General features: G+C 43.3%; 12 protein-coding genes. All 12 read right to left on the bottom strand.

Going from position 1 to position 12,227, the window contains the following annotated elements:
• Positions 1-148 precede the first annotated feature (148 nt).
• Positions 149-1,423 carry a phosphoribosylamine--glycine ligase gene (gene purD / locus ROSEINA2194_RS09890; RefSeq protein WP_007886302.1) on the bottom strand — a complete coding sequence of 425 codons (1,275 nt, stop codon included), beginning with the start codon at positions 1,421-1,423 and terminating at the stop codon, positions 149-151.
• Between the two features lie 54 nt (positions 1,424-1,477).
• On the bottom strand, positions 1,478-2,110 hold the full coding sequence (purN, locus tag ROSEINA2194_RS09885) for a phosphoribosylglycinamide formyltransferase (RefSeq protein ID WP_007886299.1): 633 nt from the start codon (positions 2,108-2,110) through the stop codon (positions 1,478-1,480).
• Complete coding sequence (purM, locus tag ROSEINA2194_RS09880) at positions 2,104-3,129, bottom strand: phosphoribosylformylglycinamidine cyclo-ligase (protein ID WP_007886297.1); 1,026 nt, start codon at positions 3,127-3,129, stop codon at positions 2,104-2,106. Before purM ends, purN begins: the two co-directional genes overlap by 7 nt.
• A 250-nt stretch (positions 3,130-3,379) precedes the next feature.
• Complete coding sequence (gene purE / locus ROSEINA2194_RS09875; protein WP_044927610.1) at positions 3,380-3,880, bottom strand: 5-(carboxyamino)imidazole ribonucleotide mutase; 501 nt, start codon at positions 3,878-3,880, stop codon at positions 3,380-3,382.
• A gap of 252 nt (positions 3,881-4,132) precedes the next feature.
• Positions 4,133-6,160 (bottom strand): aminopeptidase, encoded by a 2,028-nt coding sequence (locus ROSEINA2194_RS09870; RefSeq protein ID WP_007886291.1) that lies wholly within the window; start codon positions 6,158-6,160, stop codon positions 4,133-4,135.
• Positions 6,161-6,178: 18 nt separating this feature from the next.
• Positions 6,179-6,514 carry a DUF6142 family protein gene (locus ROSEINA2194_RS09865; protein ID WP_007886281.1) on the bottom strand — a complete coding sequence of 112 codons (336 nt, stop codon included), beginning with the start codon at positions 6,512-6,514 and terminating at the stop codon, positions 6,179-6,181.
• 74 nt (positions 6,515-6,588) lie between these two features.
• Positions 6,589-6,972 (bottom strand): VanZ family protein, encoded by a 384-nt coding sequence (locus tag ROSEINA2194_RS09860; protein ID WP_007886279.1) that lies wholly within the window; start codon positions 6,970-6,972, stop codon positions 6,589-6,591.
• Positions 6,973-7,088: 116 nt separating this feature from the next.
• Positions 7,089-7,769: an orotate phosphoribosyltransferase gene (pyrE, locus tag ROSEINA2194_RS09855; protein WP_007886278.1), complete on the bottom strand. Its 681-nt coding sequence runs from the start codon at positions 7,767-7,769 to the stop codon at positions 7,089-7,091.
• 63 nt (positions 7,770-7,832) lie between these two features.
• On the bottom strand, positions 7,833-8,738 hold the full coding sequence (locus ROSEINA2194_RS09850; RefSeq protein ID WP_007886276.1) for a dihydroorotate dehydrogenase: 906 nt from the start codon (positions 8,736-8,738) through the stop codon (positions 7,833-7,835).
• The gene (locus tag ROSEINA2194_RS09845; protein ID WP_007886274.1) at positions 8,738-9,505 is read right to left on the bottom strand and encodes a dihydroorotate dehydrogenase electron transfer subunit; all 768 of its coding nucleotides are present in this window, start codon (positions 9,503-9,505) and stop codon (positions 8,738-8,740) included. Before ROSEINA2194_RS09845 ends, ROSEINA2194_RS09850 begins: the two co-directional genes overlap by 1 nt.
• Positions 9,506-9,594: 89 nt before the next feature.
• Complete coding sequence (locus tag ROSEINA2194_RS09840) at positions 9,595-10,923, bottom strand: dihydroorotase (RefSeq protein WP_044927607.1); 1,329 nt, start codon at positions 10,921-10,923, stop codon at positions 9,595-9,597.
• 43 nt (positions 10,924-10,966) lie between these two features.
• On the bottom strand, positions 10,967-12,211 hold the full coding sequence (gene hflX / locus ROSEINA2194_RS09835) for a GTPase HflX (protein WP_007886272.1): 1,245 nt from the start codon (positions 12,209-12,211) through the stop codon (positions 10,967-10,969).
• Positions 12,212-12,227: the final 16 nt, after the last annotated feature.

The raw sequence follows: 12,227 nt of genomic DNA, 5'->3' as shown, positions 1-12,227 counted from the left end.
CTAATAGAATTCAGACTTCGCGGAATTTCCATTACTATAAGCAAAAAAACCGCTCAGACCTTTTCCAGCGTTTTCAAATCATAAGAACTCCATCTGACTTTCCGAAAACCGATGCATCCGGTCTGAACGATTTTAAATTCAAAAAATATTACGCCTCGTCAATTGCTTTTCCAATATCATGGCGCATGTATTTATTGGCGAAGTTTACCCACTCGGTTGCCTCGTAGGCTTTTTTTCTCGCTTCTTTTAAATCGGCTCCTGTCGCTGTGATTCCAAGAACACGTCCGCCGTTGGTCACAATCTTTCCTGCCTCATTGAATTTTGTTCCGGCATGGAAACAGAAGTAATCCTCTTTTCCCTCAAACTTCTCAAGTCCGGTGATCTCAAATCCTTTTTCATAAGCCACCGGATAACCGTCAGATGCAAGCACAACGCAGACTGCCGCATTATCTTCAAACTGAAGATCGATCGTATCTAATTTGCCATCTACACAGGCTTCCATCACATCAATGATGTCATTTTTCATTCTTGGAAGAACAACCTGTGCTTCCGGATCGCCAAATCTGGCATTATACTCTAACACTCTCGGTCCGTCTGCTGTCAGCATCAGTCCAAAGAAAATAACACCTGTAAATGGTCTGCCCTCTGCCGCCATTGCATCGACTGTTGCCTGATAAATATATTTTTTACAGAACTCATCCACTTCTTTTGTATAGAATGGGCTTGGAGAAAAGTTTCCCATTCCTCCGGTATTTAAGCCCTGATCGCCGTCTTTTGCACGTTTGTGATCCTGTGCGGAGGACATGATCTTAATAGTCTTTCCATCCACAAAAGATAAAACGGACACTTCACGTCCGGTCATAAACTCTTCGATGACCATGGTATTTCCGGCTGTTCCGAACTTTTTATCCTCCATGATCTCTTTGACACCGGCTTTTGCTTCCTCTAATGTATTGCAAATTAAAACGCCTTTTCCGAGCGCCAGTCCGTCCGCTTTTAAAACGATCGGCATTTTTGCTGTCTCCAGATAAGCAAGTGCCTCCTGCGGATCAGTAAAGTTCTCGTATGCTGCGGTCGGAATGTTGTATTTTTTCATAAGGTCTTTGGAAAATGCCTTGGAACCCTCTAAGATTGCCGCATTTTTTCTTGGACCGAATACTTTAAGTCCCTCTGCCTCAAATACGTCCACAATTCCGCCAACTAACGGATCATCCATTCCAACGATCGTGAAATCAATTTCTTTTTCTTTTGCAAAAGCAACTAATTTATCAAATTCCATCGCACCGATCGGCACACACTCTGCAAGTGCTGCAATTCCGGCATTACCCGGTGCACAGTAGATTTTATCTACACGCGGACTTTTTGCAACGCTGGTGCAGATCGCATGTTCACGACCGCCACTTCCTACTACTAATACTTTCATGCGGATTCTCCTTCTCTATGAAATATTGGCGAAACTCTTCTTTCGGTTTCGCTATTACTTATTCTCGTCAATTCGGACTCTGCCATCTACGACAGAGACTTTTCCGTTTGCGATTAGGTCGATCGCCTTCGGCATGATGATCCACTCCGCCTGCTCCATGACACGTCTCTGCAGGATTTCCGGTGTATCATCCTGCTCTACTTCCACTGCCTTCTGTAAAATGATAGGACCTGTGTCTGTTCCCTCATCTACAAAGTGTACCGTTGCTCCGGTCACTTTTACACCGCGGGATAGCACACCCTCATGGACTTTCAGTCCGTAATAACCGGTTCCGCAGAAAGATGGAATCAGGGATGGATGGATATTGATGATACGGTTTCTGTATTTTTCGATCATCTGCTTCGGGATCACAACCAAAAATCCCGCAAGAACTATTAAATCCGGTTGGCAGTCATCTAATTTTTCCAGAAATGCTTTGTTGAACGCATCTCTTGTCCCGTAGTCCTTCGGAGAAATGCAAAGAGCCTCGATCCCATGATTTTTCGCACGTTCTAAAGCGTATGCATTTTTGTTGTTGCTGATCACAACTTCCACTTTTGCATTGGTGATCGTTCCATTGTCTATTGCATCTAAAATCGCCTGAAGGTTCGTACCACCGCCGGATACTAAAACTGCAACTTTTAGCATAAAGTTACTCCTTTTTCGCCGTCTTTGATCTCACCGATCACATATGGGGTGTCTCCGGCTGCACGCATTGCTTCCATAGTTTTCTCCACATCCGCAGGATCAACCGCAACGATCATTCCAATACCCATGTTGTAAGTATTGTACATCATGTGCTCCTCAACATTTCCCTCTCTCTCCATCATTTTAAAGATAGCCGGTACTTCATAGCTGTCTTTTTTGATGACTGCATGTTTGCCTTCCGGTAACATTCTAGGAACGTTCTCATAGAAACCGCCACCTGTGATATGGCTGCACGCCTTGACCCGAACACCTGCTTCTTTCACGTTTTTCAAAGCCTTGACATAAATTCTTGTCGGTGCAAGCAATGCTTCGCCCAATGTCTTACCGAGTTCCTCGTGATATGTATTTAATGTCTCTTTGTCCATTTTAAAGATTTTTCTGACAAGGGAAAAGCCGTTGGAATGTACGCCTGTGGAAGCCATACCGATCAGCACGTCACCAGCCTTTAAGTTCTCTCCTGTAATGATGTCTTTTTTATCTACCACACCTACAGTAAACCCGGCAAGATCGTATTCATCTTCCGGCATCAGTCCCGGATGTTCTGCTGTCTCGCCACCGATCAGAGCACAGCCGGACTGCTTACAGCCCTCTGCCACACCGCTTACGATCGTTGCGATTTTTTCCGGGTAGTTTTTGCCACATGCGATATAATCTAAGAAAAATAATGGTTCACCGCCTGCGCAGGCAACGTCATTGACACACATTGCAACACAGTCGATACCGATCGTATCATGCTTGTCCAGAAGAAATGCCAATTTTACTTTTGTTCCACATCCGTCTGTACCGGATAAAAGTACCGGCTCCTCCATTCCCTTGATTGCTTCCATGGAAAAAGCACCGGAAAATCCACCAAGTCCGCCTAACACTTCCGGACGCATGGTTCCCTTTACATATTTTTTCATTAATTCCACTGATTCATATCCAGCTTCAATATCTACACCTGCGTTCTTGTAATCCATTTTTTCTCTCCTTTATAGTAGTTCTTATTTAAATAATTGCGAAACTCATGAAAACCTAAATTGAATTGTGAAAAATTAACAAAAGCTTGAGAAAACGCTGGGGAGCGGTCGGTTCTTAGAAGGCAGGTGCAACGCAAGTCGCAACTGGCTTCTTAGTACCGTTACCAGCGACACGTAGCGAGAGCGTGTTTTCGAGAATTTTGTTAATTTTGAACAATTTAAGGATGACTAGCAGGAGTTTCGTAAACATTTAATAGTTCTTGTATCCAACTTCCTGTAATCTTGCATCTTTTGCCTGAACCTGCTCCTTCATATCTTTAGAGTAGGCTTTCAGTCTCTCTAACAAAGCTTCGTCTGAAGTTGCAAGGATTTTAGCTGCAAGAAGTCCTGCATTTGCTCCACCGTTGATTGCTACAGTTGCTACCGGAATACCGGATGGCATCTGCACGATGGAATATAAGGAATCTCTTCCTCCTAAGGAAGTGGTATGCATTGGAATACCAATGACTGGCATTGGGAAAATTGCTGCGCACATACCTGGAAGATGTGCCGCCATTCCTGCTCCGGCAATGATGACTTTAAAACCTTTGCTCTCAGCCGATTTTGCATACTCAAAGAAAACATCCGGTTCACGGTGTGCTGAGATGATCGTCATCTCGTAATCGATTCCTAATTTTTCTAATATATCTGCTGCTTTTGCCATCACCGGCATATCTGAGTCACTGCCCATTACAATACCAACTTTTGCCATGATATTCGTCTCCTTTTCTGTTCGTCGTTCGTCAAATACAAATAAATTTGTATTTTCCTCTCTTGCGCTCATTATAATATATCTCAATTAAGAAGTCCAATTAATAATTGTTATTTGTTTTATTAAATATATTTATATATTGTTGCAATTTTATTACTCAATCACTTCACCGTTTATCAAATACAAAAATTCCGGACACCGTCAAATAATCCTATTATTTTGGCAGTATCCAGAATTTTATATTTTTCCCGTTTAGCGGTCCAGCGGCTTATTCAGTTCTTCGATTCCTGCGAGCACAAAACGTCCATCGGAAATAATATCTTCTGTCGTTCCATCCTTACGGATGACTGTAATCTTGTCAAGCTCATCATAAGGAATGGTAATATCTGTATGACAGTTGAAATATGCCTTGCTCATATCCTCGCTGCGGAGTTTTGAAAAATCGTTTTCTCTTGCAACGATCTGTTTTCCATCCGGGTTATAAGTCACCATGTCCTCCTCGTGGGAATAGCAGGTATCTCCCACTGCAAAGTGAGGTCCTGTCTTTTCTGCGATCAGGATTGGCAATTTATCTGCAATATCAAAATCTCTTGCCATGCGGTAAGCTGTGGTGTTGGTTCCGATTGCAAACTCACCCATTGGCAGTGTCTCATGATTCATTAAGACATTCTCTTTGATATATTTTCTGCACTCTTCCTCTTTTTCAAAGTTTGTGCAGGTGTAATCTCTGATCATTCCGTCCTCAAAATCAATTTCGAGATTGAGGTATTTCAGTTCATTCAGATAAACCTGACTGACAAACAATTTTCCGGTTGTTCCTTTTAATACCGGGGAAGTAAACACTTCACCTACCGGGATGTTGACATCTGCCACACAGTTTTCAAATGCAGATTCCTTTGTGGCATCTTTTAATGGCCAGATAGAAACATAGAGGTCTGTCTTATTACCATTTTTACCGGTGATATGCACTTTTTCAGCCTGATCTAATACATCAATGATCTTCTGCTGCATATTCTGGTATAAAGTATAATCCAATGTATTGATCTTGACTGTCTCGGCAAAAATTTCTTCAAACTTCTCACCGATCTCAGGCACCGGATATGCAATAATCGTAAAGCTGCGCTCCTCACCGATAATATACTGATTTGTGATCTGTCCCGACATGCTCATATCGTAAACACTTAACTGCTGCTGTTTTTCATCCAGCTTTAATACCTCTTTTTTGGTCTCCGGAGAAAATGGAATCTCGCCAAACACTTCGATAACAGCAGGACCAGCCTGACCGTTTGCAAGTTTTTTCATCTCTTCAAAAGAAGTTTTCATTACTTCCAGACGTCTCTCCACATATGCCTTATCATAATATAATGCTTTATCCTCTTTGTGGTCATAATCATACTGTTTATTTGCTGCAGAGGAACATGCTCGCATTGTTACTTTTAAATTTAATTTTTCCAGATTTTTTACTGCGGCACGCACCATGCGCTCAAAACCGATCGGGTAACGCACCTGTGCCGTTGTTTTCTTTGACAAATCTTTTCCAGTTGCCGCAAAACCAATGCGGTATCCTTCTGTGTAAGTATCTGCCATTGCCTGAATCTCTTCGTCAGACATACCATTTAAAAATGCCGCGATTCCGGTCTCATTTTTTCCGATATGCTGACCATACTGGTAGAGATAACGCAAGTCGTTCAAATCTGAGTTCATCACGATCTGATATAAGAAATCTTCTTCGGAATCCACAATTTCACGCACAGAATCTCCGATAAAGATTTCACTGTAATCATGGAAATACCAATAAATCGCCTGCTCAATTGCAGTTTTATCAATCCCCTCTTTGTCTTCAAAATAATTATAGATCTCAACAAATAATTCTGCGGTGATCGTCACGTTCATTTTTTTTGCAGCATAGACATCCGTAATACGTTTACGACACTCTGCATACAGTGCAGATAAAATCTGTCCGTACTCTTCTCCCAGTTTTTCTACTGCATAAGTCGGATTTCCATAACTTTTTCCATAATTTTCCGCTTTAATATCATCATAAAAAACTGCATTCCGTTTTTCACACTCTGTAAGAGAAGCATCTATTAATGTATCTGCCTCTGCTTTCTCTAACACACTCTTTAACTGTAATAAAAATTCTGCGGTCTTTTTAAAATAATCGTCAAATGTCTCCGGCACATCCGTTTCTTTTGCAATCTCTGCAATGCGCTCCATCACAAGAGAAAAACGCTCCTCGGCCTGTTCATTTGACTCTTTATAAATATCTCTGTATCCCATCCTGATCTCCCTTATTAACTATACGATTAAAAATCCAATTACATAAATTGCAATCCACACACCGGCTGCAAGAAATGACAGCACCGTCGACATGTATGGAAACAGCTTAAAAGACTCCTCCTCCCGAAGGCTCATCACTGCAAGTACCACAGCCACAAGTGCTACCAGCATGGAGGACACTCCTGCACTTCCAAGGTACATGCTTCCATTTCCGCCATGATGAAATGAATTTACAATTACATAAATAAAAATTGCAATCGAAAGCACAGCCAGAATAAAAGCTGCAATTCCCTTTTTTGACTGTGTCTTCTCTGTAAACTTATATCCGTATTTTCTACGTCTTCTCTGTGCCATAATGATACCCTGCCACTCATATTCTTTTTCTTACTTTTCCATGTACGATTCGCAGATCCATAAAAATCTGCTTCTTACTTATTCACTATATGCCTTGCTTTTTCATATCTTTTCCACAAATAAAGCAATCCTTTGTACACCAGATAACCAAGCAGTCCACCGATCGTGTTCAAAAACAGATCATCCACATCAAAACTACCCACCTTAAACACAAGCTGAAGCAGTTCCACAAGCAGACTCAGTTCAAAACTGTATAGCACCGTCATCCACACATTTCTGCATCTTTTTGAATAGATCGGCAAAAATGAACCAAAAGGCATAAATGCAATGATATTTCCCCAGATATTGAGCACTACAGCCTGCCATCCAAGCACATGCCGGTATTTGACAAACCGCATGATCTCATGAAACGGAATCAGATTGTAATGATACGCTCTCTCTGAATAAGTCCGCCCCATCTCCTCGGAAAAAAAAGAGGAAATAGAACAGCACAGCAAAATAAATCAGAAAAAACACGAATGCCAGTACCCGGTGCTTACCTTTCCGTATCAACGGGCAGCGCTCGCTGCCTTTCTTATTTGCATCCATATTCTTCGTAGTATTTGTCAATAGCGGCTTTGATCTCATCGTTGATCACGACTCTGCCATTGTGTTCTCTGTTGTAAAGGTACTCTGTCACCTCTGCCATTGTGACAATTGCTTTTCCTTCAAAACCGTATTTTTCTTTGATCTCATCCAGCGCACTTACTTTTCCGCCCTGTCCGACTTCCATACGGTTTAAACTTACCATAAGACCAACGATCTCAACGTCTGCTGCTCCTCTTACTTTTGGAACAGTCTCTTCCATGGATTTTCCGGAAGTGGTCACGTCCTCGATCATGACAACTCTGTCACCGTCTTTCAAGCTGCTTCCGAGGAAACCGCCCTTGTCAGCTCCGTGGTCTTTTGCTTCTTTTCTGTCTGAGCAGTAACGGACTTCTTTTCCATATAATTCACTGTATGCGATCGCTGTGACAACCGCAAGCGGGATTCCCTTATATGCCGGTCCGAAAAGCACGTCGAAATCGTCTCCATAGTTGTCATGGATTGCCTTTGCATAGTACTCTCCAAGTCTCTTTAACTGGGAACCTGTCACATAGGCTCCTGCATTCATGAAAAATGGGGATTTACGTCCACTTTTCAACGTAAAATCTCCAAATTTTAAAACATCACTCTCTACCATAAAATCGATAAATTCGCTCTTATAACTCTCCATCTTGTCATTTCCTCCTGATCTTTATTTCCTGTGATCCATTATTTTCTCTTTGGCATTTGTTTCTTATTCATGCACTGCGCCAACCAGATCTTTGATATCGGCAACCTGATAACGCTCCATATAATCTCTGATTCCTGCGACGATCTCCTCTGTCACATGCGGATTTGTGAAATTTGCGGTACCTACTGATACTGCGGTGGCTCCCGCAAGGATCATTTCAATCGCATCCTCTGCATTCATGATTCCACCCATTCCAACGATAGGAATGCTGACTGCCTGGGCAGTCTGATAAACCATGCGGACAGCGACCGGGTGAATGGCCGGACCTGACATGCCGCCTGTCTTATTGGCAAGCACAAACTTCTGGCGGTTGATATCGATCTTCATGCCTGTGATGGTGTTGATCAGCGACAGTCCGTCTGCGCCTCCTGCCTCTGCCGCCCTCGCCATCTCTGTAATATCTGTCACATTCGGGGAAAGCTTCATGATGACCGGCTGTGCAGCATGTTTTTTCATTTCCTTTGTGATAGCTTCTACTGCTTTTGGATCCTGACCAAATGCAATTCCACCCTCTTTGACATTCGGGCAGGAAATGTTGATTTCTAAAAGGTCTACCGGCTGGTCTCTCAACCGTTCCACTACTTCAATATATTCCTCTGTGGAATGTCCACATACATTCACCATGATTTTTGTATCAAACTGTTTTAAAAAAGGAATGTCGCGCTCCACAAAAAGATCAATTCCAGGGTTCTGAAGTCCTACTGCATTTAACATACCGCCATATACTTCTGCGACACGCGGTGTCGGATTTCCCGGCCATGGAACATTTGCAACACCTTTTGTCACAACAGCTCCCAATTTATTCAGATCCACAAACTCTGCATACTCTGCGCCGGAACCAAATGTACCGGAAGCAGTCATGACAGGATTGTTTAAGGTTACTCCACATAAATCTACTTTCATGTTCATTAGAATTCTACCTCCTCTGCACGGAATACAGGTCCTTCTTTACAGATTCGTTTGTTCTTCACGTTGCTGTGTGCGTCTTTTTCTTTTGACTGACATACACAGGCAAGGCACGCACCAATACCGCATGCCATACGCTCCTCCATGGAGATCCAGCACTCGATGTGATTTTTCTCTGCATATTCTTTTAAGGCACGAAGCATTGGCATTGGTCCGCAGGCATAAATAATCTCTGCGTCCAGTCCATTTTCACGGATCGCATCCAAAACATTTCCCTCAGTTCCTGCGCTTCCATCCTCGGTTGCCACGTAAACTTTGCCCTGCTTTTTAAACTCATCCATCAAAAACAGCTCATCGCGGAATCCTAACACAATCTGTTTCTCACAGTTTAACTCTTTTGCAAGCTGTAACATTGGAGGTATTCCTATTCCGCCTCCGATCAAAAAGGCTTTTTTCTCTTTCTTTGGGAATCCATTTCCAAGAGGCCCTACAATGCGAAGCTGTGCGCCTGTATGCATGCCAGAAAATTCTGCTGTTCCTTTCCCTGCTACACGATACACCAGACGGATTGCGCCATCCTTTTTATCGATCTCACAAATACTGATCGGTCTTGGAAGCAGTCTGCTTCCATCATTACAATAAACAGAAACAAACTGTCCTGCTTTCGCATGTGCTGCAATCTGGTCAGTGTGCAGCCACATACTGTAAATATCATCTGCGATTTCTTCCTGACGGATGATGATCGCTGTCTCTTCAAATTTTTCTGCCATCTTTGTACTTCCTCGCTTTTTCACTCTCTCAACTACTTTACATTCTTACTTCAAATGTTTGCCTCTGTAGCTCTTAATATGGTGTGTTCCTATGCTTCTGCCTCGTAAACAACACGTCCATCCACGATGGTTGCCATCACTTTTCCGGTTACTTCTCTTCCGTCAAACGGTGTGTTGCGTCCTTTACTTGCAAATTTCGTTTTGTCAATCTTATATGTTTTTTCCGGATCAAAGATCACGATGTCTGCAATTTTGCCCGGCTGGATATCGCCCTTGTCAATTCCAACAATCTTTGCCGGGTTATAACTCATCTTCTCTGCCATCTGCATCGGTGTAAGGTAGCCCTGCAAAACAAGTTCCGTGTAAGTGAGGCATGCGGCTGTCTCAAGTCCGACGATCCCAAATGGCGCTTTTTTCATGGATGTATTTTTCTCCTCAAATGTATGCGGTGCATGGTCTGTGGAAATCACATCCATAATATTGTCACGCAGTCCTTCTTTTAATGCCTGCACGTCTTCTCTGGAACGAAGCGGCGGATTCATTTTAAAGTTTGTATCCGCATCTGCATCGATCGCAAGTTTTTTCTCCTGATCGATGGACGGCTCGATTTTATGGATATCATCCGAGGTCAGTGTGAAATGATGCGGGCATACTTCTGCTGTCACCTTTGTCTTTTCCATCTTCGCATGTTGTACCATTTTTACTGAATCTCTTGTTGAGCAGTGACACAAATGTAATTTTGCACCGGTATCCCTGCTTAACATAATATCTCTTGCTACAATGATATCTTCTACTGAATTGGTGATTCCCTTTAACCCAAGTTCTTTGGAATGCGCATCCTCATTCATAACGCCGCCGTTTACAAGGTTGATGTCCTCACAGTGGGCAAGTACCGGGATATCGAGTTCTGCCGCAATCTCCATCGCCTCACGGTAAAGTTCGGAATTCATAACGGATCTGCCATCTTCACTGATCGCCGGAATTCCCGCTTCGTACATGCCGCGGATGTCTGCTAATTCTTTTCCCTGCTGTCCTTTTGTGATGGCTCCCACCTGTAAAACATTCACGACACCAACTGTTTTTGCTTTATTTTGCACGTATTTCACAACATCCGGATTATCTACCACCGGCTTTGTGTTCGGCATTGCAAGGATAGTTGTGTATCCGCCGTGTGCCGCCGCATTACAGCCTGTCTCGATTGTCTCTTTCTGCTCCTGTCCCGGATCTCTCAAATGCACATGCATATCAATAAATCCCGGCATAACATAGCAGCCTTTTGCATCGATCACACGGTCTGCCTTTGCCTTGATGTTTTTTTCCATTTTTACGACTTTTCCATCCTCGGCGAGAATGTCTGCCACTTCGTCTGTCTCTGTCGCCGGATTGATGACATGTCCGTTTTTAATCAATAATATCATTTTTATTGTTCCTTTCTTCCCAGATAAACTACATTTGTCATTTTTATAATTTTGCATAAATTTCCATTGGCACGTAAGCACGGATATAGATTCCATCCTCACGGTATTCTTCTTCCAACAGTTCACCGGATTTGCGGACAAGCTGGATCACGCCTGCATTTGCATACGGCACTGTCCGCTCCACGAGGATTTTATTTTCACGCAGGAGCTCGGATAAAAGATTCTTTAATTCCTCTAACCCGGTTCCATTTTTCGCTGAGATCGGCAGCGTATGATCTGCTTTAAAATCATGCAGCGGCTCGCTGTCCATCCTTGCATCCTGCTTGTTGAACAGCGTGATCACCGTCTTGTCTTTCACATCCAGATTTGCCAGTGTCTCATATACGATCAGCATCTGCTTCTCATGCTGCGGATTGGAAGCATCTACCACATGTAAAATATAGTCTGCGTATTTTGCCTCCTCCAGCGTGCTTTTAAATGCCTCGATCAGATGATGCGGCAGTTTGCGGATAAATCCGACGGTATCTGTCACCAATATCTGCTGCTGTCCCGACAGTTCCAGCACTCTTGTGGTAGGATCAAGCGTTGCAAACAGCTTGTCCTCCTCCAGAACTCCGGCATTGGTCAGTGTATTGATAAGTGTTGATTTTCCTGCATTTGTGTATCCCACGATTGCAGCCACCGGCATCTGATTTTTTTCCCGCTGTGCACGGGTGATATCACGGTGCTGCCGTACTTCTTTCAATTCCCGGTTCAGCTGTGCGATCCGGTCTTTGATAAGACGTCTGTCAATTTCCAGCTTTTTCTCACCCGGACCTCTTGTACCGATTCCGCCTCCAAGTCTTGACATGGAACGTCCAAGTCCGGTCAGCCTGCTCAAACGGTACTTTAACTGTGCCAGTTCCACCTGGATCTTTCCCTCGCTGGTAGTTGCTCTTGCCGCAAAAATATCCAGAATGATCAGTGTGCGATCCATCACTTTAGTATCCAGCATATCTTCCAGATTGCGGAGCTGCGCCGGTGAAAGTTCATCATCACACACAATGCCGGTTGCGCCCAGTTCCTCCACAAGCAGCTTTAACTCCGCCACCTTTCCAGAACCGATATAAGTCCCCGGATGAATGAGCTCCCGCTTCTGGATCATGGTTCCGACTACAGTTGCTCCTGCTGTTTTCACCAGTTCCGCAAGTTCTGCAACAGAATCCTCTGCGTCATCTCCATCCTGCTCACTCACGCCTACAAGAATTACTTTTTCTTCTATCTCTTCTATTTTAAATGCTTCTGCCATTCTATTCTCCGTTATT

This window comes from Roseburia inulinivorans DSM 16841 (genome assembly GCF_000174195.1).
GTDB classification, from domain to species: Bacteria; Bacillota; Clostridia; order Lachnospirales; family Lachnospiraceae; genus Roseburia; species Roseburia inulinivorans.
Note: the sequence above shows the minus strand (reverse complement) of the source record. Positions and strands in the feature narration are given on the sequence as shown.